Origin of the sequence: Rossellomorea sp. LJF3 (genome assembly GCF_037046045.1) — a bacterium.
Lineage (GTDB): Bacteria > Bacillota > Bacilli > Bacillales > Bacillaceae_B > Rossellomorea.
Genome location: NZ_JBANLY010000003.1, coordinates 251,663 through 273,059 on the forward strand (window position 1 = coordinate 251,663; position 21,397 = coordinate 273,059).

Here is a 21,397-nt window from a genome sequence, read left to right on the forward strand (position 1 = left end):
TCTTTTTATATATTTTTTTCTGCGATTCTCAATTTAGCCGACCTGGCCCGATTATTTTCTTCCAACTCTTCTTCGCTTGGCAGGATCGGTTTTCTCGTTACAAGTTTAAGTTCCGCTTCATAGCCTTCCGGGATAATAGGTAATCCCGGTGGCAGGTCCGGTCCTGATGCTTTTTCTTTGAACATCGTTTTACAAATCCGGTCTTCTAAAGAATGGAACGTAATGACACTCACTCTTCCACCCTTATGCAGAAGCCCTATGGCTTGTTCCAACGAATCCTCGAAGGCCCCAAGCTCATCGTTGACGGCTATGCGGATCGCTTGAAAGACCCTTTTGGCAGGATGTCCACCCTTACGTCTTGCAGGTGCCGGTATTCCTTCCTTGATCAGTTCTACCAATTCCCCTGTCGTTTCGATTGCTTTCACTTCCCGTGCCGCTTCAATCTTCCTTGCAATCTGCTTCGAAAACTTTTCTTCACCATACCGGTAAAAGATTCGGACCAGATCTTCAAACGACCAATGATTGACGACATCATATGCACTTACTTCACCTTGTAAGTCCATTCTCATATCCAGAGGCGCATCGTGGTGATAACTAAAGCCCCTTTCTGGAGTATCCAGCTGAGGAGATGACACACCCAGATCGTAAAGAATCCCATCCACACTATGTACTCCGAGATGTTCAAGTTCTTCCTTGATATGCCGGAAATTTGATTGAACGAAAGTCACCCTGTCCCGATAAGCGGCAAGCTTTTCTTTCGCATGGTTGATGGCCGTTTCATCCTGATCGAAGCAATAGAGATGCCCCTCGGACGAAAGCTTTTGGACCAGATACTCACTATGCCCTGCCCCGCCTAACGTACAATCAACATAGACTCCATCTTCCTTGATAGCCAGTCCATCTACGGTTTCTTTTAATAATACAGTTGTATGTTTAAACATGTTGACTTCACCTTTCCAATCGAACGTTTTGTGGTGGGCTAAATATCAAATCCCACCATATTCTCTGCAAGCTCAGCAAATGAATCTTCAGACTGTGTGAAATAGTCTTCCCATAATGATTTACTCCAAATCTCAATTCGATTGGAAACTCCTAAAATAATGCATTCTTTATCCAATTGTGCATAATTCACAAGTGTAGCAGGAATATTCACCCTGCCCGTTTTATCCAGTTCACTCTCGGTTGCCCCCGAGAAGAAGAAACGAGTGAAGGCACGGGCATCTTTTTTAGTAAGTGGCAGGGCTTTAAGCTTTTCCTCTAGGGATCGCCATTCATCCATGGGGTAACCAAATAAGCACTGATCAAGTCCCCGGGTGATGACAAATGAATCCCCGAGATGATCACGGAACTTGGCAGGTACGATTAAACGGCCTTTATTATCAATATTATGTTGATATTCGCCCATGAACATATGCACTGCCCCCACTTTCTATCACAAATGTACCACATCCCCCCACTTTTCTCCACACTTTTCTATATTCTTTTCCAGCAAAATATTTCCTCTATTTTTCATTAGTGTTTTTCTTGCTTTTAAAGACAAATTTCCAAGGTTGAATTTTGTCTTTAAACAACAGAAAAAGGACCAAATTCGCGCATCAAAACGAATTTGGTCCTTTTTTATATTGACCGATCAGATATAGATCACTTTATGAGTGCCATCAAAGGAATAATCCAGAGCGGTCAGGTCCCTTATGAAAGTGGGGCCGTATTTGTTCAGGAAGTAGAGGACATTCCAGGTTCTTTCCTGTGGTCCTTCATTTGGTCTGATACTGTTTTCCACTTTCATGAATTGGGTGAAGATCAATGAGTGCTTATCTTTTAACGCTTTGTCAATTTTTTTGCGTAAATAATCGAACTGACCATGGTGGAATTCAAGATTCTTATCAAGGATCGGATTTAATCCCTGATCAATCGAGACGGCCTGTTTACGGATTTCCTCATATCGGCGGTCGAGTTCATCCTGAATGCTCTTCATTTCCTTTTCTATCCCTGGACGCTCAAGAGATTTCCAAAAGGCATCCCTGGCAGTTGTTACCCCTTCTGTAATCACTCCGTGAATGGATAGTTGGAGGTCTTGGATCCTTTTATTTATCTCCCTTTCCACTAGGGTGATATTCAATCGTGGCACGACGGGAGGCATCTTCAAATCCACATATTCAAACGCTCTTTTCAATTCTCCCCAATAAGCTATCTCACCGGGTCCCGCAATGAACGCCAGATTCGGGAATAACCATTCCTGCATCATTGGCCTTGTGACGACATTATTGCTGAAAGATTCAGGGCTTTTCTCCAAAACAGATAATAACTCAACGGAAGAATATGTTTTTCCACTATTTTTCTCAAAAAACATATCCCCATCCCGATCTAACAAAGCCCTTTCATTTTGAATCTGAAGAAAAAGATTGGCTGCAGAGGGAGAGATCTCCAACTGAGTATGAAAACCACTTTCCCGGATTTCACGCTGTTGCAGAAGGACCGCATCCGTTATCGACTCGCTGTTTTCGATCAGATGACGGAAGTGGGTCGCTTCCAGTTTCCTTAGTGGAGGGTGGGATGAATCAATGACCAGTAAACCGAAATCCTTGAATAGACTCATTACGATATGGGCAAATAAGCGGACGATCGTCTCTTCCTCATCAATCATTTGATGAAGCTCCACCGAAAGCTGTTTTGAATATTCCGTCTCCCCTAAAGCGACGAGAATGTCATCAAGCCACTTCTTCATTACTGATTTAGAATACGTTATGTGAGAGGTCATCTTCTTTTCCAATACTCTCTCGGGATACCCCACCTTTTCAAGCTTTGATCCTTTTTCAACGTATATATGATTCACTTCCTGATAATCGTGGTCTTCCCCTGCTATCCAAAAAACCGGTACAACCGGGTGCCCCAACCGCGCTTCCTGCTGCCTGGCCAATTGGATGACTGAAATGATTTTATGTATGGTATAAAGAGGACCTGTCAAAAGACCTGCCTGTTGACCGGCCACGACGGTTACCGCATTATCCCTCAGTTTCTCAAGTGCCTCTTCTACTTTATCGGAAGAAGGCAGCCCTTTCATATAGGAAGAGATGCATTCCGAGAGACCCTCCCGAGGAAAAGTACGTGAACTTAATTCCTCCATCCGCTCCTCGTAAACTGATGGTCTGTTGATATTATAATGAAAAAAAGAAGTGACAGGCTCTTCTTGTTTTAAGTATTTAGACGCAAACTGATTTATTGCTGGAATGTTTAAGCTTTCCAATTCCATATGAATTACTCCTTTTCTAGCTCTTGATATCCTAACGATGAGTATATCATTCCACATAAGGAAAAGGAAAAAACTTGCCTGCTGAATTTTCAATACAGTTCCAGGATTCGGAGGACGAGACCCGTGATCATTAATGTGATATAGGCAGTAAAAAATAAAAGGAAGTTTACCCGCCAGAACCCTCTGAGTACTTTTGAGTAGTCGATCTCCCCCTTTGCTTTCCAATACATGATGGCAAACAGCACCCCGATTGAACAGATCACGATAAAAATGAGCCACAGATATGATGTCCTCCATATGGCGATGACAATGAAATGAACAGATACAATCAAGAGAAATGTCGTAATATCAATGGCGATATGCACAGCTCTCCGGTGACTCTTTAAGATTTCCTTGGCAAGAATAAAACTGATGAAATACCCCAAAAATGGAATCATAACGAAAATGGCAATGATCGTTGAAAAAATGGAAGCCATTTTATCCCCCCAGACCTTCTCTTTCTATTCCTTTAACTAATTTGTAAAGTAGATTCATGATGGGTACAAAATGGTGTTCTTTTTGCGCTTTCTCGAGAAGGACACCAATGATCGATTCAATTTCCGTCCTTCTTTGTGATTCTATGTCTTTTAACATGGAAGATCTGTTTTGATATGTATTCCTGCAGATATCGACTACTTTTTCAAAGGAAATATTCCCTTTCATTTGAGGAAAAAGGAGAAGCATTTCGTTGAATAAATCCTTCTGTAATCCATGGAAATAAGGGTTTTCAACAAGTTTACCGTTCGTCACACCAGTTAAAGCTGTCAGCGGGTTGATTAATACATTGACGAATAACTTAGTCAGGAGCATTTTCTCGAAGTCTGGCTGGATTGAAAACCGGAAGGAATCATTACTCTTTGATACTATTTCTTCTATTACATGCCAATTTCCTCTAATTAACGCAATATTCGTCTCTGCTTCCCCTAAATGATGAACAGCGGCGTCATTTTCCTTCATTGCCCCATGGTCCACTGAGCCGGCGATCAGATGACGATGAGGTAATGATTTCACCCAATCAACATGACCTATCCCGTTTTGAACAAACAGAAGGGGAACATAAGAGCCGAGTTCGACAAGATTCCTTCTAAGAAGCGGGAGATCATATTCCTTCACAGCCACGATCACTAGATCCAAATCCTTCTGCGTTTCGGTTTCTTGTACTGCTCCGACCCTGGTAGTGATTGCCGACCCTTCTTTATATATGGTAACCCCATTTTCCAATAGTGAGCGGACTTGAGACTCCCTCCTCACGATAAGGGTAACATCAAATAACCGGCCCAGATAACCGGCAAATAAAAGGCCGACCGCTCCTCCTCCAATGATTCCAATTTTCATACAAACTCCTTCTTTTTCATCGTTTATGAACATTTTACCAAATCTTTCTCAGAGAGAAAACGGTTATAGGCAGAAAGAATCAATCCTCTCCGAAAGAAAGGGCCCGTCCCAAAGGAACGAGCCCGGCAATTATATGTCCTTATACAGGATATACAGGATGTTTTCTTTCACTGAAATTGACATCCTTTGTTTCATAAAGCCTATAACGTTGGATCAATACGGAGCGTAATTCATTCGGGGCAGTGATTTCATCTACAATTAATTCAGAAGCCAATTTATAAATGTCGATATGCTCCTTATATTCCTTCTGTTTTTCCTGGACATACTGAATCCTTTCTTTCGGATCTTCGATTGCCTGGATCTTGTTGGAATATACCGCATTCACCGCCGCCTCAGGACCCATTACGGCAATTTGAGCCGTAGGAAGGGCAATACAGACATCCGGGTCGAAAGCAGGACCGGCCATGGCATATAAACCTGCTCCATAAGCTTTCCTTACAATCACAGAAATTTTTGTTACCGTTGCCGAACTCATGGCTGCTATCAATTTTGCACCGTGGCGGATAATACCCGCTCTTTCCACCTTGGTCCCGATCATGAATCCGGGTACATCAGCAAGGAACAACAAAGGAATATGGAAAGCATCGCATAATTGAATGAATTTAGCCCCCTTATCCGCAGAATCATGGAAAAGGACTCCACCCTTCACTTTCGGTTGATTGGCAATGATCCCCACTACCTTCCCGTCAAGTCGCCCGAAACCAGTGATCAATTCAGGAGCGAATAGCTTTTTCATTTCAAAGAAGCTCCCTTCATCAATCAACGTATCGATGCAATCATACATATTGAATGGAGCATTTTGATGTTCCGGGATGATGTCTTCGAGGAGCTTTTCATGCTTAGGTGCAAGTCCGTCGGACACCTTTGGCTTGTGTTGATAATTTGCCGGGAAATAACTTAAATACCTTTTCGCCTCTTCAATTGCCTCCTCTTCGGAAGCAGCAAGCAGGTCACCACACCCACTGACCGTACAATGCATTCTTGCACCGCCCATTTCTTCAAGGGTCACCTTCTCCCCAATCACCTTTTCGGCCATGCGAGGCGATCCAAGGTACATTGACGCATTCCCATCCACCATGATGACGATGTCACAGAATGCAGGAATATATGCTCCTCCGGCTGCTGATGGTCCAAAAAGGACGCAAATCTGTGGAACCATCCCGGACATCTTCACTTGGTTATGAAATATTTTGCCGGCACCCCGACGATTCGGAAACATATCTAACTGATCGGTGATACGTGCGCCTGCAGAGTCCACTAAATAGAAGATAGGCACTTTTAAATTGAGTGCCGTTTCCTGGATCCGGATGATTTTCTCAACCGTCCTTGCACCCCAGGATCCGGCTTTGACCGTGGAATCATTGGCCATGACGCACACCGTCTGCCCCCCTACTTTTCCGATCGCCGTCACAACACCATCAGCCGGTAAATCGTCAGCCTTATTATTGGCAAACATCCCATCTTCCTGATAATCCCCATTATCAAATAATTGTTCCAGGCGATCCCGGACAAACATCTTCTTCTGTTCTTTCAATTTCTCATGATATTTAGGCTGACCACCGGAAGCAATTCTTTCCCTTGTTTCTTCAAGAGTATTGATGATCGTTTTAGATGTTGACATTTTATCCCCTCCGTCGTTTTATGTAAAAATACAAGAACGGCTCATAAACAAGCCAGAAACCGCAAACGATTTCTGACTCATTGTTTTAACCGGATCATCCTTCGATTATAAGCAATACATCCCCTTCATTCACGAAGTCCCCTACATTTACTTTAATCTCTGTGACTTTCCCGCCCGCTTCAGCTTCAACGGGAATTTCCATTTTCATAGATTCAAGCATTAGAACTGTATCCCCGGTAGACACCTCTCCACCTTGTTCCACTAAAACATTTAGTACCGTCCCTGCCATTGTTGATGTGATTTCCTTCATGATTGATTCCTCCAGTTTGTCTTCTTATGTTTGATTGAGGTGCGGATCATCCCGCACCCACATTACGTACGGTTGGCTGTCAAGAAGTCCTGAAGCCATTTGGTCGTATATGATCCTTCTTTAAACCCGTTGTCTTCAAGTATATCCCTGAAAAGACTGACATTCGTTTTGACCCCTTCAACCGTTACCCCCGCAAAGAAAGCCTTTGCTTTGTCCAGTGCATCCTGTCGATCATTCCCCTGGATGATACACTTGGATATCATCGGATCATAGAATGGAGTCACATTGTTCCCCTTTTCGTATCCGCTGTCAATCCGGACACCTTCACCTTCGCCCCATTCCAATTCTGTCAACTTGCCAGGAGAAGGGTAAAACGTCTTGGGATCTTCGGCATATACCCTGAACTCAATCGCATGACCGGCATTCTGGATTTCTTCCTGCCTGCAAAGGGGCAGAGGCTCTCCGCTTGCTACCAGCAGCTGCCATTTCACGAGATCGAGCCCCGTGATCGTTTCAGTGACCGGATGCTCTACTTGAAGGCGGGTATTCATTTCAAGGAAGTAAAAATTCTCCTCTTCATCAACGATAAACTCCACCGTTCCTGCATTCGTGTAATTCACTGCCTTTCCAGCCTGTATGGCAGCGGTGAACATCTTCTCCTTCGTTTCTTGAGAAAGGCCGGGAGAAGGTGATTCCTCTATCACTTTCTGATTCCTTCGTTGCACGGAACAATTCCGTTCGAATAGGTGAACGAGATTTCCATGATGATCACCGAAGATTTGTACTTCTACATGTCTCGCATTCTCTATACATTTCTCAAGGAAGACTTCCTCTTTCCCGAAATAGGCTTTAGCACGGTTTTTAGTAGAATCGAAGCTTTGAACGAGCGCTTGCTCATTTTCACAGCGGATCATACCGATTCCACCGCCACCGCCACTTGCCTTCAGCATCACGGGGTAGCCGATTTCATTCGCCACCTCTTTAGCAGCCTCTATGGTACCGACTCCTCCGTCGCTTCCCGGCACTACAGGAACAGACGCATCCTGCATCACTTTTCTTGCCTCTACCTTATCTCCCATTTTCTCAATGATGTCATGGGCAGGACCAATAAAAGTAAAGCCCTCTTCGGAAACCCTCTTCGCGAAGTCGGCATTTTCCGAGAGCAGGCCGTACCCGGGATGGATTCCATCCACTTTTTCCTTCTTTGCAACCTCCAGTATATTGTCCACCACTAAGTATGAACGGTTCACTTGTGATTCACCTATGCGGAATGCAACATCCGCCTCTTTCACAAAGGGCATATCCTGATCTGCATCTGAATAAACCGCGACTGTTTGAATGTTTAATTGTTTACATGTTTTGATGATCCTAGAAGCGATTTCTCCCCTGTTTGCAATTAATATCTTCTGCACAATCTCTCCCCTTTCTTCATGGAACACACCTGTTCATAATACGAATTCTACAAAAATCGTCGAAATCCTTCTTCTCCATTGTAAACGTTTTCTTAATTAAGTGCAGAATTTTTTGTTATTTTGTTATATAATAATAATAAATACTAGTTCTAATAGTAAACAAATTGCAAACGGATACAACATTCTTCTTGTATTCAAAGAATCATTTTTCAGCATTTTAGGAGGTCATACCATGGCAGTGAAAGTGGAAAAATTAAAAGTAAACTATAAAACTCTAGAGGAGTTTAAGAAATTTAAAGAATATGGCGTACAGGAATTATCCATGCTTGAGGACCTGCAGGCGAATATCATTGAAAACGATAGTGAATCTCCGTTTTACGGAATTTACTTCGGGGATACGCTGGTTGCCAGAATGAGTCTTTATCAACGCAATGCCCGCTTTGATCAGTACTTCGATCCTCCCCAAAATTACCTGGAGCTTTGGAAGCTGGAAGTATTGCCAAAATACCAGAATAAAAGCTACGGAAAAGCATTAGTGGAATTCGCCAAGACCTTCGGATTGCCGATCAAGACAAACTCCCGTATAAAATCTCAAGGGTTCTGGGAGAAGATGGGGTTTGAAGCCGTAACATACGAAGTGGAAAGAGATTTAGGTGAAAATCCATACGTATGGTTCCCTGAAGGGGTTAAAGAACAGAAAATCAGTTAATACACAAAAAGGCTTGCTCAAGTACACTTGAGTCAGCCTTTTTCAATTCATTTATTCAATCTTTGTAAATTACCGTTCTTATCCATCTGAAATTTCACTTTGTCTTCATTTCCTTGGAGCAGGGCCATCTTTCTCGCTTTTTCAAAGATGGTTAATAAAGATTTATGATCTTCTTCTAGGAGATTGAATTTTTCTTCATACTCTTTCAACTCTTCTTCTGTTTCCTTAAGCTTTTCCTGCAGTTGTGAGATTTGTTCGTGAAGCTGATTGTTTTCATTTCGTACTTTCTCCTCGTTACGGACGGCTTCCTCCGCTTTTTGAAGGTACTGAATCATACTTCCCATCGAAAATGCTTCCGGAGACTCCGACGCACTTTCAACCGTCGGGATTTCCTGCTTTTCTTCAAATGTCTTCTTTGGCAGAGAATGTTTCTTGGATTGCTTTCTCTGTTTCTTTGCCAATTCGATTCCGGATTTATATTGTTTACGAACAAATGAATTCCAACGAAAGCCGCATGCCGCGGATGTCCTTGATAGTTTTTTTCCTACTTCTTCAAACGCTTGCAGCTGGGTACCACCTTCACGTATATGACGCAACACCACTTCCGCTAACAATACATCTTCATCCTGGCTCCAGGCATCCTGTCTATTTGAAGACATTTCCATCCCCCCTATTTCGTCAGTTTCTCCATACATATGCTCTTACTAGAGAAGATAGAATCAGCATCACTATTTTTAACATACAAAAAAGGAACCGGTTTTCACCTGCTCCTTTCTGTGACTTCAACTATTTAGATAAAAATTGATCCACTGCTTTGTGGTGCTCATCATGTGCCCACAGTTTGGAGCATTGTTTGATTTCCTCCTGGATATTCGCTTCTATCCTCTTTGTATTCCATCGATTAAGGAGTTGCCGCTTATATGCCATCAAGACCCCTGCAGATTTAGACGAAATCATTTGAATAAATGGTACTTCATGCAGGGGTACCATTTCATCCACCACTTCATCTACGAACCCCATTTCATGAAGTGCTTCTGCCTTTTCCAGACGTGCCGTCATTAAAAGAGACATGGCTTTTGATACAGGCAGTCTTTCAAGGAGCAGGGTCCCTCCTCCCCATCCGGTGGTGATGGCAAGATTCCCTTGAACGAACCCCATCTTTGCGGTTCTTCTTGCAACTCTGAAATCACACGCAGCGGCGATTTCACATCCCCCTCCAATGGCAGTCCCATTGATGAAGGCAATGGTAGGTTTAGGCAGAAAGGCGAGTCTCGTAAGGAGGCTGCCCATTTTACTGAGCATTTCGTAGCTTTCACTTTCTGTTTTCAGATTGTGAAATTGTGACAAGTCTCCCCCGGAACAGAAAGCACGGGCTCCGCTTCCGGTAATAACGAGGGCTTTTACATGATCGTTTTGAACGCACTCATCCATCGCCTTCTGAAGCCCATTCATGATTTCGTAGCTTACTGCGTTTCGTTTATCCGGTCGATCAATAATAAACTCCAATATTCCTTCATTGTTCATATGTAATACATATTCTCCCACTTTCAAAAACCCCCTTCTATCTTACATAAAGTGTATGGTTTTCCCGATCCGTTGAACAGACCTTTTCTTTAGATACAACAAAAAAGCGTGAAGAGCCATGGTCTCTTCACGCTTTTTAGCGGTATAAGCGATTATTTGCTTACAACTTCTTTTCCTTTATACGTTCCGCACTCTTTACAAACACGGTGTGCTAGTTTCATCTCACCACAGTTTGGGCATGCTACCATACCAGGTACACTTAGTTTGAAGTGTGTACGACGTTGTCTTTTTGCTGTTTTAGAAGTTCTTCTAAAAGGTACTGCCATTCTTCCCACCTCCTTAAAAGAGATTCATACTCATTATGAAGCCAGTCGAGCTGGTACTTCGCTTTTAAGAGTTCTTGTTTTGATCAAGAAGTTTTGCTAAGTCAGCGAGTCGAGGATCTACTTTCTTCTGTTCCTCTTGTTCGACTTCATGAGCCTGTTCTTCGGTCATCACTTCCCAGTTCTTACCGGAAGGCATCTCATCTTGTTCTCTCGCTTCATCACTGATTACCTGCATCGGAATCTCAAGTAACAGCAATTCTCTGATAGCCGGTTTTAAATCAATAACATCACCTTGCATACGATGTACTTCTTCTTCCTCATACTGATCATAATCAGCTTCATTTAGAAGATACGTCTCAATCGTATTGATGTCAACTGGTAAATCGACATCCACAAGGGTTCTTGAGCAAGGCAGGACTAACTTTCCTTCTATATGGAGATGAAAAGTGACACGGTTTGAACCGATATCTGCCTTTCCAGACACCCGAATAGGGGAGACTTCTATAATTTGGGGATCGATTTCTTTCAGTTCGTCCAAATTAATCGTTTCGTCTATGGAAAGTCCCTTGTCTCTGAATTTTTGTAATTGGATTATTGACCATTTCAATGTAATCACCTCAAGGCAACAAAGGTAATTATAGCTTTCATAATACCGTTTGTCAATATTTTTTCTTTACACTCTCTTTAACCATAGTGTTGTAATTATAACGTTTAAATATAAGGACTTTCAAATATTTTATTATATTCGTTATGATTCTTTCTATCAAGAAGCAAATGGGTACAAATTAAAGATAGGACCGTTCCTCTCTTTCCCGCAGGAGTCAAGTGGCTTCCGCTACGATCCCCTCTTTGATTCTAAAGAATAGTCTTTCCAATCTAACTGAAAGGCAGAATCATTAAATATGTTATATTTAGTTAGATTCAATGAAATATGATATTTGAGTACGTTAATTTTCTACTATAAAGAATGTGTGACTGATTATGGAAAGGTTGTGTGGTTTTTATGAAGGCGACAGGGGTAGTTGTGGAGTATAATCCGTTTCATAATGGACATTTGCATCACTTGAAGGAAACAAGGGCCGCTGCCGGGGCGGATGTTGTCGTTGCCGTGATGAGTGGGCACTTCCTACAGCGCGGTGAGCCTGCACTCGTTTCCAAATGGGCCCGTACCCGGATGGCACTGGATGCCGGAGTGGACGTTGTGATAGAGCTTCCATATTGTTTTGCGACTCAGCATGCAGAAATTTTTTCAAAAGGGGCCATTTCACTCCTGGACCGAATTGGCTGTGAAAGCTTCTGTTTCGGAAGCGAAGATGGGGATATTGATGCGTTCTTAAAGACGATTCAATTCATCCATACACACCAGAAGCAATACGATGCGTACATAAAGGAATTTATCCAGGAAGGGATGAGCTATCCTTCAGCACTGGCCGGTGCCTTTCGGAAATTGGGAAATCAGGATTCTGTCATCGATTTAAGTAAACCCAACAACATCTTGGGATTTCACTATTTGGAGGCAAGGAATGAGCTTGGCTCTTCATTAGAAGCGTATACCATTACGCGGGAATCAGCCGGTTACCATGATGAACATTTCTCTTCCCCTTCCATTGCCAGTGCGACCAGCATTCGAAAAAGTATATTCAGTACCCGGGGGGACCACGAGATCGAATCTTACCTTCCGTCCAGCTCTGTGCAGGAACTGGATAAGTATAAAGGCGAGTTTGGGGGATTCCACAGGTGGGAGAATTATTGGACCCTGCTTCAATACAAGCTTCTTTCCTCTTCAAAAGGTGAGTTGAGGGATATATATGAAATAGAAGAGGGAATAGAAAACCGGATGGTAGAATATGCGAAGTCTTCCTTGTCATTTGAGGAATTCATGACGAAGCTTAAGACGAAGCGTTACACGTGGACACGCCTTCAAAGAATGCTCCTTCACGTTTTAACCGATACACATAAAGAAGAGATGAGGAGCCGTCATGACTCTCCAAGATATATTCGCCTGTTAGGGATGAATGACAGAGGAAGGGAATTTATCCACTCCCGTAAAAAGAATCTGTCCCTTCCTTTGATCAGTAAGCTATCCAGTGCGGATCAACATGATATCCATCTGGATGTGAAGGCCGCTGAAATCTATTCATTTGGCCTGCAGGATCCAAACGCACGAAAAAGACTTCTGCGACAAGAGTGGTCTCAACCGCCTATCATGAAGACACTGTGATTCAAACAAAGAGACTGCCCCCGAATCGGAAGGCAGTCTCTTTGTTCAGTTTTCGATTGATTTGAGGAAGGACAGTGCTTCATCAAATGTTTTTACTGGTATCACTTTCATATCCGTACCGATATCTTCAGCTGTTCTTTTCGCAGCGGTATAGTTGGATTCTAAATCAGGGTATTTTTTCTTCATTTCTTTTGTAATGGTTTCATCCGGTGCAAGGAAGTATTCGGCATCCGCTTTATCAGCAGCAATGATTTTTTGTTCGATGCCACCGATACGACCGACCACACCATCTTCTGAGATCGTCCCGGTCCCGGCAATCCTGTGCCCTTTAGCCAGATCTTCCTTCGTCAGTTGATCATAGATTTCCAAACTGAACATCAATCCGGCTGAAGGTCCCCCTATTTCTTCGGTCTGAAGCTTTACGGGTGGATCTGTTATGATTTCTTTATCATCGCTTAATGTGATGCCGAGGCCAATCTTATCTGGGACATCGGGAAATGCTTCCAGTGGAATCGTTTCAACCTTTTCCTCTTTATTCCGGACGAACGTTATGTCCACTTTATCCCCTTTTGTTTTCCCACTTACGTAATCAATGAACTCTTGTGAGGACTGAAACGTTTGACCGTCGATGGCGGTGATCCGGTCGCCAGGTTTCAAAACTTTTTCAGCTGGCATGTCCGGATATATATTTAATACATAAATCCCTTTATATTTATATTCATACGGTTTGCCTGCTTTTTTATATGCCACTTCAATGGCATGGGTTTGGGAGTTATTCATGAGCTGAAGTTGGCGAAGATTGTATTCTTCATCGCTTTCATGTGGACTCCTTATCTCCTCTACCGGAAAAATATATTCATATTTCCTTATGCTCGCCATTAGATAGGCATATATATTCGCCCTTCCCATCCTGACAGTTGTCAGCATTAGTTCCCCATCGTCTTCATATCCATTCTCGACGTGGACGATTGGATCAAGTTCATGTGCATTCCCGGGTTTCGTAACATAGAAAGGAAGATAATAAAAAGAAGTGGCGACCATAATGATGGTCATGATGAGCAGGGTTCTTATCAGCGTTTTTGTTTTCATATTTTTTACTCCTTCCAATTGTCCAGAGCTTCCTTGATGGAAGGAATAGCCTTCTTTGCTTCTTCTTCTCCCATATCGATGATTTCTTCAATGTTTTTAAAAGCTCTGGTGCTGTACATTTCTACATGTGGTCTGATCATGAAATCAGAAGCAAATTCACGGTGAGCGACGATTTCCAGTTGGAGGATATCAATACTTTGCATGATCACGTCATATATGGTGGTTATTTCTGCATTACGTTTCACATGGGACACATCGACCCCGATCACAATATCCGCTCCCATTTCTTTCACCACCGAAACCGGCACCCGGTCAATGACCCCCCCGTCCACCAATAGACGGCCATTTATCCTTTCAGGCACAAAAATACCTGGTATAGAGATACTTGCCCGCACTGCGCTTGCTATTGGACCGGTGGTAAATATGACTTTTTCTCCATTCGTAATGTCAGTTGCCACAACACTTACAGGGATATTCAATTCTTCGATATTTTTATTATGGGTAAATAGCTGAATGAACTCTTTTATTCTCTTACCAGATATGAACCCCATTTTCGGGACGGTAAAGTCCAAGTAATACTTTCTTCTGAAGGTAGTGGAAAGCTTGTAGAGGTCTTCCATCTTGTGACCCACCCCATAGAAGCAGCCGACAAGCGCCCCCATGCTGCTGCCTGCAATCATATCAATCGGTATGTTGGCATCATCAAAGGCTTTCAAGACGCCTAGATGAGCAAATCCCCTTGCGCCACCCGAGCCGAGGGCCAATCCGATCTTTGGTCTACCCATGCCCTTCCCCCTTTTCCCGAGTCATCGGTCTATTCATCATATGGTCTATTTCATTTATGTATGAGTATATTGAATAATATGAGGACAAGTTGAATTAATCTCATTTTATCATTCTTTTCCCATATCACAAGGAATTGAGATAGAAGGAACTATTTTCTTAGGGGAGGAAGTCCTGTTGTTCAAATCTAAAATCAAAACCTTGGCTTTATCCATAAGTGTGACGGTATTTGCCACATCTCTCATCTTGATGCCCGGGGAATCATTGGAGGCATCCATCAGAGGTTTGGACATGTGGTGGGAAATCGTCTTTCCTTCGTTATTGCCGTTTTTCATTGTATCTGAAATGCTGATCGGATTTGGGGTTGTCCGGTTTATAGGAGTAATGCTGGAGCCCTTGATGAGACCATTATTCCGGGTCCCGGGAGTAGGAGGGTTTGTGTGGGCAATGGGGATGGCATCGGGGTTTCCTGCAGGAGCTAAATTGACGGCCAGGCTGCGTCAGGAAGAACAAATTTCGAAATTGGAAGCGGAACGACTCGTTTCATTCACGAACTCTTCCAATCCGTTATTTATATTCGGAGCAGTGTCCGTCGGGTTCTTCCAAAACGCTACACTGGGCATTGTGTTAGCAGCTGCTCATTATATCGGGAACATTTGTGTGGGAGTCGTCATGAGATTCTATGGAGCTAAAGAGAAAGAGGAAATCAGAAGCCGCCAGACAAAAAGGAAGGGTTTCATCCTACGGGAAGCATTCTCGGCACTTCACCGGACAAGACTGCAGGACAAACGCCCCATCGGCAAACTATTGGGGGATGCCGTCACTTCATCCATTCAAACTTTATTAATGATCGGTGGATTCATCATCTTATTTTCTGTCATTAATAAAATGTTGTATCATCTGAACATCACGACTTTTTTTGCCGAGGGTCTATCGGCTTTATTTAACCTTCTGCAATTACCCGAGCAGTTAAGTATCCCATTTATTTCAGGACTCTTTGAAATCACATTGGGATCAAAACTCACAAGCGGTGTAACGGAAGCCACCCTCCTCCACCAAGCGATCATCACAAGCTTTATATTAGGCTTCAGCGGTTTCAGTGTCCAGGCACAGGTCGCAAGTATCCTTGCAGATACGGATATTCAATTTAAGCCTTTCTTCTACGCACGCTTAGTTCACGGGTTTGCCGCATCCATCATTACCATTCTCATTTGGAAGCCCATATATGATAGGTTTTCCGATGAACAGCTTTCCAACGCCATCCCGGTATTCGCCAGGCACAACCACGCATTTTGGACCGACATGCTCTATTGGTTCAAGACAGCAGGTCCCATTCTCACGATTTCAAGTCTGATCGTATACATGGTTCTATATGCACGAAAACATGTGAATCATTGAAAAACAGGGTTGACCCACTTAGACCGATTTCAAAGTTAGTGAAGATGTAAGGTCTACAGTTGGATCAACCCTGTATAGTTAGTCACGCTGATATTTTGTCTTTAATGATTCTTCTACACGCTTCGGTACAAGTTCAGAGATATCGCCCCCGTATTTAGCCACTTCTTTGACAATACTCGAGCTTAAGAAAGAATACTGGTTATTCGTCATGATGAAGAACGTTTCTATTTCATCATCCAGTACCCGGTTCATGGACGTGATCTGCATTTCATATTCAAAGTCCGATACCGCCCTTAATCCCCTGATTATCGCTTTTGCATTTACACTTTTTGCATAATCGACCAACAAGCCTTGAAATGAATCGACTACCACGTTTGGTATATCCCTGGTTACTTCCCGAATCAATTCGATTCGTTCCTCTACCGAAAAAAGTGGTTTTTTTGAAGAATTATTTAATACTACCACATACATTTCATCAAAAACCTTTGCACCCCGTGTAATAATATCCAAATGTCCGTATGTAATGGGATCAAAGCTTCCCGGACAAACTGCTATACTTGGCATTTTCTTACCTCCCACTCTTTATCGTAATCCTCTATCATTCTCCCTTGGAAAATATCGATATCCTGATGATTCCATAGGTCTCTTCCCTTATCTTTTTCAAGCTTCCCACTCTATCTTCTAATGTTATTTCCGATCCATGCTCACACATAACGAAACCGCTTTCATTCAGAAGGTTGTGTTCGTCGATGAATACCAGGAGTTGTTGAAGCTTCTGCTGTTTGTAAGGAGGATCCAGAAATATATAGTCAAAGACTATTTCTCTTTTTAGTATCGCCTTTAACGCTCTCGTAGCTTCATTTCGATATACTTCACTTTGGTCCATCAGATCACAGTCTTTAAGATTGGCCTTTACCGTTTGGAAAGCCTTTTGATCCCTATCCACAAAAATGACGGAATCGAGTCCGCGACTTAATGCTTCAATGCCCAAACCGCCGCTTCCTGCAAACAAATCCAATCCTGTCCCACCTTTAAAATAGGGACCCAACATATTAAATATCGATTCTTTCACCTTATCTGTTGTGGGCCTTGTTCCACTTCCAGCAACAGCTTTTAACGGCCTGCCCTTTAACGTACCTGATATGACTCTCATAATCATCCACCATATATGTATTTTTTCCTCCCTATCCTATCATATCTCGACACATATCGCCACATTCGGAATTTGCATCAAAAATGTATAAAATCATTTTGATAGGTGATAATGAATGTAACAGCATCCTAACTGATGTTGTTGCCAACCGCGGAGAAGACTTACGATTCCCCATAAGTTCTTCCTCCGGTTTCTCCTCTCCCTTTGCCTTCTTTCCAGAGATGGATATAGAAGGACCCTGCAGAAAGTTCTGCAGGGCTTTTTACATTCTCTTTAAGATTTCGATTGCATTTTCCTTGTTTTTCACTTCCGCATTGAACAATTTCCCAAACCAGTGGATATCCATATAGATGGTATCCCCTATCTTTTGAACCGGCTTCCCCATTAATCCGTAATTTTCTTCATTATAAATGAAATAATCTTCATTTATATAAAACCTTAAGGTATTCCCCTCTACAGAAGTGAAGTATACGCCAGGCTGCAGTTCTTTCATTTTTATTCCCATGGCCTCTACTGCCTCAGGGAATTGAACGTATTCCTTTTGCTGATAAGAAACGTATGATAGCTGAATTGATTTCTGATTGACCATTATCGGCTTGCTCGCCTTCAGAATAAGCAATGGATGGTCATTTCCTTTCAAACTGTCAGCAAAAAAAGAGCACTTGAACCCTGTCACTTTACTGACTGCATCATCCAACATGTTACGGTCTACGGTTTGGTTCCTTACTTTTTGTCTAAGACCATCCCACTCCGACGGGCTCAGACCCTCTTTTAACTGCTTGTATGCCCATGCCGGTTTGGAAGAGTTTGGAGGTTCATTAAGCAGGATGCTGACAACCAATTCCTTCATCCAGGCATCTTCATCCCTTGAGGACAAAGTTTGGTACAACAAGCTTTGCCTTATACTTTTCACTTCTTCCCCGTATGCATCATTCAACACGATGAGATGAGGGGACTTAAAAGGTTTGATTTTTCCAGAAATGAGGACAGTCACAAAGCCGTCAGCTGATTCCAGAGAATCCAGCTTATCAAATCCGGCTGGATCCCCTTCCTCAGTCAATACCTTAACTGCCCGCGACCCACTTTCTTTCCATGATTCTTTTGTCCACACTAAATCTGAAGGTTCCCCTCTGCCACTGAAGAAGTAATAATCGATGTAATCCAGTTTTTTATGGTTTGATGATGGATACCCCGCTATCCATTTTCCGTTTCTTAAGGTCTTTTCCGTTAACTCGATATCTGTCTTGAGGGTTGAAATCCCCGAAAGTACAGGATACCAATTTCTTAATATCACACTGTCAGCTTTCCGAGACTTCTTTAATGAATAGGTTATGGTGATTTCCTGAGGATCCTGATCCAAGGTACTTACATAAAATTCACCGTTTTCTTTCGTTAAACAATTGGTTTTTTCTTTATCTTTACAGGTAAAGTTCCCTGCTCCCTCCGGCCATTTGATCAGGAGGGGATCAGAAGGAATGCTTGATGGAAAGTGAATCGTCTGAGTCACTTCAAACTTGCCTTCTTTATGAATGATGGAATAGGATTGACTTACCTCAACAATACCCGACTCACCCGCACTCTCTGTCGTAAAACCCATCCATTGAAAGAAGAGAATACCGGAACTGGCCAGGATCATCAAAAAACCGAAAGTGAACACAAATCGTCTCATACTATACCCTTACCTCCGTTTACTACTTAAAGAATAGCAGAAGTATAAGGATAATAGTGGTACATATTTGTGAAAAGACCATATTTTCAATAAAAAGCCTATTGATATGATCATATTTACCATCTTTACTTATGTCTTTAGTTTTGAAATAATAAGGAATTGATGAACTTGGTAAGAAAAGGGGAATAATACAATGATTCAACGTTTTATTGAATTAGGAGAAGGTTATTCAGATATTTATGAGCTATTGGAGCTTGCGGAAGCGAATGAAGAACGCTTGCAGCATATGCTGGCATTCCATACAATTGTGAAGGACCGCGCTGTCACTTCTTTGGCCCTTGTGATGAAACCGACGGAACAAGGGAAATTCCAAGCCATTTATGTATGCAGGGAAGGAATTCCAAATCCGAATATAACACCGAACCAGCGCTACTCACTATTTGAAGAGACAGCAGAAAAGCTTGGCAGGGTCATCATACAAATGGATGTTAAGCCGTCGACTCTATTTCCGGAAAATGCCCTGTACTATCAGCATTTGATTGCCATTTTGCGGTTGAATCATTATATCCTGCCTTTGCAATGACCGTCGTCTGCGTCTCAAAAAGCTTGATCTGACGGTCCAATGAAAAAAGCTGCCAAAACAACATTCTTTGGCAGCCATTCTTAAAATCCCATTTTGTAATCATATTCCTTCGCTTTATCAGGTCGTGAATTTTCAAAAACGGACTTGATAAAGGGCTTAAAGGAAGGATCGACTCTTTTCACGTATGAATAAGCAGAGATTCTATCCATCACAGAGTCAATTTCGTCCTGATTACAATACAGCACAACATATTTCATTTTCTTTGATACATAGTGAACATTTCCAAATCGTCTAAGGGACTTGGCATGCTTCAAGCTATGTAACCAAACAACTAAACCTTGTCTTTCTGTTAACATATAGTTTCCCCTCTAGGAATCACTTTTTTTTAAGTCTAGCATAATAGCGTGTGGGTAAGCAATAAGTAATGGCATGATCTTTCCTTAAATGGAGTGTAAAGTAAATACTGCATATCGAGAGAATGGAGGGCCTACATGGACTTGAATGTGATTTGGGACTATTTCATCGGGCACCTGAAGGAAGAAGAAGGAATTGAAGAAGCACAAGTAAGATGGAGTGCCGGCATTCCATTCATCTATATTCGATCAAAGAAACCGAAAAATGATATTGAATACTGCATCAAAAAATGGTCGGCTAAAGCCATGCGTGGAAAGAGACTGCATTCTGATACTATTTTTTTCAGGAAAGAGGAATCATTATATGTGTATCGACACCGGTTCTTTGTTCCCCAGGAAAAAATGTTTTGTTGTGGGAATCTCTGTGTGGATTGTGTGCGGTTAAAATAGGTGCCTTGAAACAAAAGAAAGAGCAGACATTTTCAGTCCGCTCTTTCTTTTGTTTGTTTTGTCACGCCGAACAACCGCAGCTTCCACCTGAACCGCAGCCTCCCCCGCAGGATCCCCCACTTGAGAAGAAAGGATTACCTGAAGGAACCTTTACATTTTTAGAAACGGAATGTCCGATTACAAGGCTCACCTGATCAAGAAGATCCTGCAACTCGTTTTCGGCTCTGCGGAACTCTGCCACATTCTCATCAAGATCCATCTCTCTCTTAACTTCCCGGATTTCCTTCATGATGGTTTTGTAGTCAGGATGGTATCTGCCAAAGCGTTGTACTTCTTCGTAACTCTCTTTCATCCGTGAAAAGGTTTGGACCTTTCGCTGGGTTTCAGAGTTGTTACGCAGTTTATATAAAGACTTACGATAATTCTCTGCCACATCAGATTCTACTATCCACTGAGATAATTCGTCAGCTGAATCCAATATTTCCATTCTTTCAATAGTAGCAAGCATAACGCCCACCTCCGTAACGATATTTTAACATGTTTCTCGGAAGGAAGCGAATAGGCAAATTCGATATTTCAAATTCCATGATAACGAATAAAAAAAACACCGCCTAAATGTGGCGGTGAAGTGCTGGATCCCTTATTGAATTGTCACATAAAATTGTTCCTTCATCCCAAATGATTGGTTGTTTTTCCCTACAATTTCAACATTCAAAAGGTGTACACCCTTCGGTAATCCTTTAATGACAAAGGCGGCGGTATGATATTCTTTATACAAATTCCCTGTATTGGACCGGACAATGATTTTCCCTTTTTTCGCTCCCTTTTTTTCTGTTGTGAATGTAACACCTGGTACAATGCACTCTATATACACTTGATTTCCCTGGACCATATGTTTGATGGAAACAGTCTTTTGCTCTCGATTGGCTGCCTCCACCTTTTTAGAGAACGAGAAGCTTTCCGGCTCTGGCATCTTTTCCTTACAACCACTTAATACAAGTAAAGCGAAGGCTAACATGATCATTTTCTTCATCGTTTACACCACTCCTTACCTATAGCCTTGCCCTATCGATCCCTTTTTTACTCACATATTGATTGTCCAAATGAAGACA

Annotated in this window: 25 protein-coding genes; 5 read left to right on the forward strand and 20 right to left on the reverse strand. The window is 42.3% G+C overall.

Annotation, left to right across the window (positions count from 1 at the left end):
- Window positions 1–5: 5 nt before the first annotated feature.
- From rsmH to V8G47_RS05175, 8 genes are all read right to left on the reverse strand, one after another.
- Complete coding sequence (rsmH, locus tag V8G47_RS05140; RefSeq protein ID WP_336199135.1) at window positions 6–941, reverse strand: 16S rRNA (cytosine(1402)-N(4))-methyltransferase RsmH; 936 nt, start codon at window positions 939–941, stop codon at window positions 6–8.
- 38 nt (window positions 942–979) lie between these two features.
- A complete protein-coding gene (mraZ, locus tag V8G47_RS05145) occupies window positions 980–1,411 on the reverse strand; it encodes a division/cell wall cluster transcriptional repressor MraZ (protein WP_034755875.1) in 432 nt (143 codons plus the stop codon).
- A gap of 219 nt (window positions 1,412–1,630) precedes the next feature.
- The gene (gene bshC / locus V8G47_RS05150; protein WP_336199137.1) at window positions 1,631–3,307 is read right to left on the reverse strand and encodes a bacillithiol biosynthesis cysteine-adding enzyme BshC; all 1,677 of its coding nucleotides are present in this window, start codon (window positions 3,305–3,307) and stop codon (window positions 1,631–1,633) included.
- A gap of 32 nt (window positions 3,308–3,339) precedes the next feature.
- Window positions 3,340–3,726: a DUF3397 domain-containing protein gene (locus V8G47_RS05155; RefSeq protein WP_336199138.1), complete on the reverse strand. Its 387-nt coding sequence runs from the start codon at window positions 3,724–3,726 to the stop codon at window positions 3,340–3,342.
- Between the two features lies 1 nt (window position 3,727).
- Window positions 3,728–4,624, reverse strand: a complete 897-nt coding sequence (locus V8G47_RS05160) for a 2-dehydropantoate 2-reductase (protein ID WP_336199139.1) — start codon at window positions 4,622–4,624, stop codon at window positions 3,728–3,730.
- Window positions 4,625–4,763: 139 nt separating this feature from the next.
- Window positions 4,764–6,305, reverse strand: coding sequence for an acyl-CoA carboxylase subunit beta (locus V8G47_RS05165; RefSeq protein WP_336199140.1), 1,542 nt, complete (start codon window positions 6,303–6,305; stop codon window positions 4,764–4,766).
- Window positions 6,306–6,399: 94 nt separating this feature from the next.
- A complete protein-coding gene (locus V8G47_RS05170; protein WP_079531546.1) occupies window positions 6,400–6,615 on the reverse strand; it encodes a biotin/lipoyl-binding carrier protein in 216 nt (71 codons plus the stop codon).
- Window positions 6,616–6,677: 62 nt separating this feature from the next.
- A complete protein-coding gene (locus tag V8G47_RS05175; protein ID WP_336199141.1) occupies window positions 6,678–8,027 on the reverse strand; it encodes an acetyl-CoA carboxylase biotin carboxylase subunit in 1,350 nt (449 codons plus the stop codon).
- 232 nt (window positions 8,028–8,259) lie between these two features.
- On the opposite strand from V8G47_RS05175, the gene V8G47_RS05180 reads away from it, so the two are divergent.
- Window positions 8,260–8,736 (forward strand): N-acetyltransferase, encoded by a 477-nt coding sequence (locus tag V8G47_RS05180; RefSeq protein ID WP_336199142.1) that lies wholly within the window; start codon window positions 8,260–8,262, stop codon window positions 8,734–8,736.
- 47 nt (window positions 8,737–8,783) lie between these two features.
- Here V8G47_RS05180 and V8G47_RS05185 read toward each other — a convergent pair whose 3' ends face one another.
- The 4 genes from V8G47_RS05185 to V8G47_RS05200 form a co-directional block, all read right to left on the reverse strand.
- Window positions 8,784–9,395, reverse strand: coding sequence for an RsfA family transcriptional regulator (locus V8G47_RS05185; RefSeq protein WP_336199143.1), 612 nt, complete (start codon window positions 9,393–9,395; stop codon window positions 8,784–8,786).
- A gap of 127 nt (window positions 9,396–9,522) precedes the next feature.
- Complete coding sequence (locus V8G47_RS05190; protein WP_336199144.1) at window positions 9,523–10,281, reverse strand: enoyl-CoA hydratase/isomerase family protein; 759 nt, start codon at window positions 10,279–10,281, stop codon at window positions 9,523–9,525.
- 131 nt (window positions 10,282–10,412) lie between these two features.
- Entirely contained in the window at window positions 10,413–10,586 is a 174-nt protein-coding gene (gene rpmF, locus V8G47_RS05195; RefSeq protein WP_034755898.1) for a 50S ribosomal protein L32, read from the reverse strand.
- 64 nt (window positions 10,587–10,650) lie between these two features.
- On the reverse strand, window positions 10,651–11,193 hold the full coding sequence (locus tag V8G47_RS05200; protein ID WP_336199145.1) for a YceD family protein: 543 nt from the start codon (window positions 11,191–11,193) through the stop codon (window positions 10,651–10,653).
- 396 nt (window positions 11,194–11,589) lie between these two features.
- Here V8G47_RS05200 and V8G47_RS05205 point away from each other — a divergent pair, with 396 nt between their 5' ends.
- Window positions 11,590–12,807: a nucleotidyltransferase gene (locus V8G47_RS05205; protein ID WP_336199146.1), complete on the forward strand. Its 1,218-nt coding sequence runs from the start codon at window positions 11,590–11,592 to the stop codon at window positions 12,805–12,807.
- A gap of 45 nt (window positions 12,808–12,852) precedes the next feature.
- Here the strand turns inward: V8G47_RS05205 and V8G47_RS05210 are convergent, their stop codons facing one another.
- Together V8G47_RS05210 and V8G47_RS05215 are read right to left on the reverse strand one after the other, a co-directional pair.
- Window positions 12,853–13,896 (reverse strand): SepM family pheromone-processing serine protease, encoded by a 1,044-nt coding sequence (locus V8G47_RS05210; RefSeq protein ID WP_336199147.1) that lies wholly within the window; start codon window positions 13,894–13,896, stop codon window positions 12,853–12,855.
- Between the two features lie 5 nt (window positions 13,897–13,901).
- Complete coding sequence (locus tag V8G47_RS05215; protein WP_336199148.1) at window positions 13,902–14,681, reverse strand: patatin-like phospholipase family protein; 780 nt, start codon at window positions 14,679–14,681, stop codon at window positions 13,902–13,904.
- 175 nt (window positions 14,682–14,856) lie between these two features.
- Here V8G47_RS05215 and ylbJ point away from each other — a divergent pair, with 175 nt between their 5' ends.
- Entirely contained in the window at window positions 14,857–16,077 is a 1,221-nt protein-coding gene (ylbJ, locus tag V8G47_RS05220; protein WP_336199149.1) for a sporulation integral membrane protein YlbJ, read from the forward strand.
- Between the two features lie 78 nt (window positions 16,078–16,155).
- On the opposite strand, the gene coaD is transcribed toward ylbJ, so the two are convergent.
- The 3 genes from coaD to V8G47_RS05235 all read right to left on the reverse strand — a co-directional run bounded on the left by coaD (window position 16,156) and on the right by V8G47_RS05235 (window position 18,899).
- Window positions 16,156–16,641, reverse strand: coding sequence for a pantetheine-phosphate adenylyltransferase (gene coaD / locus V8G47_RS05225; protein ID WP_060669926.1), 486 nt, complete (start codon window positions 16,639–16,641; stop codon window positions 16,156–16,158).
- Window positions 16,642–16,675: 34 nt separating this feature from the next.
- Window positions 16,676–17,230, reverse strand: coding sequence for a 16S rRNA (guanine(966)-N(2))-methyltransferase RsmD (rsmD, locus tag V8G47_RS05230; RefSeq protein WP_336199150.1), 555 nt, complete (start codon window positions 17,228–17,230; stop codon window positions 16,676–16,678).
- 262 nt (window positions 17,231–17,492) lie between these two features.
- On the reverse strand, window positions 17,493–18,899 hold the full coding sequence (locus tag V8G47_RS05235) for a hypothetical protein (protein ID WP_336199151.1): 1,407 nt from the start codon (window positions 18,897–18,899) through the stop codon (window positions 17,493–17,495).
- 193 nt (window positions 18,900–19,092) lie between these two features.
- Here V8G47_RS05235 and V8G47_RS05240 point away from each other — a divergent pair, with 193 nt between their 5' ends.
- Window positions 19,093–19,482, forward strand: coding sequence for a DUF7147 family protein (locus V8G47_RS05240; RefSeq protein WP_336199152.1), 390 nt, complete (start codon window positions 19,093–19,095; stop codon window positions 19,480–19,482).
- Window positions 19,483–19,562: 80 nt separating this feature from the next.
- On the opposite strand, the gene V8G47_RS05245 is transcribed toward V8G47_RS05240, so the two are convergent.
- The gene (locus V8G47_RS05245) at window positions 19,563–19,838 is read right to left on the reverse strand and encodes a YlbG family protein (RefSeq protein ID WP_336199153.1); all 276 of its coding nucleotides are present in this window, start codon (window positions 19,836–19,838) and stop codon (window positions 19,563–19,565) included.
- Window positions 19,839–19,973: 135 nt separating this feature from the next.
- Here V8G47_RS05245 and V8G47_RS05250 point away from each other — a divergent pair, with 135 nt between their 5' ends.
- Window positions 19,974–20,285 carry a hypothetical protein gene (locus V8G47_RS05250; protein ID WP_336199154.1) on the forward strand — a complete coding sequence of 104 codons (312 nt, stop codon included), beginning with the start codon at window positions 19,974–19,976 and terminating at the stop codon, window positions 20,283–20,285.
- Window positions 20,286–20,346: 61 nt separating this feature from the next.
- Here the strand turns inward: V8G47_RS05250 and V8G47_RS05255 are convergent, their stop codons facing one another.
- Together V8G47_RS05255 and V8G47_RS05260 are read right to left on the reverse strand one after the other, a co-directional pair.
- Entirely contained in the window at window positions 20,347–20,793 is a 447-nt protein-coding gene (locus tag V8G47_RS05255; RefSeq protein ID WP_034755927.1) for a YlbF family regulator, read from the reverse strand.
- A gap of 132 nt (window positions 20,794–20,925) precedes the next feature.
- Window positions 20,926–21,318 carry a membrane lipoprotein lipid attachment site-containing protein gene (locus V8G47_RS05260; protein ID WP_336199155.1) on the reverse strand — a complete coding sequence of 131 codons (393 nt, stop codon included), beginning with the start codon at window positions 21,316–21,318 and terminating at the stop codon, window positions 20,926–20,928.
- Between the last annotated feature and the right edge of the window lie 79 nt (window positions 21,319–21,397).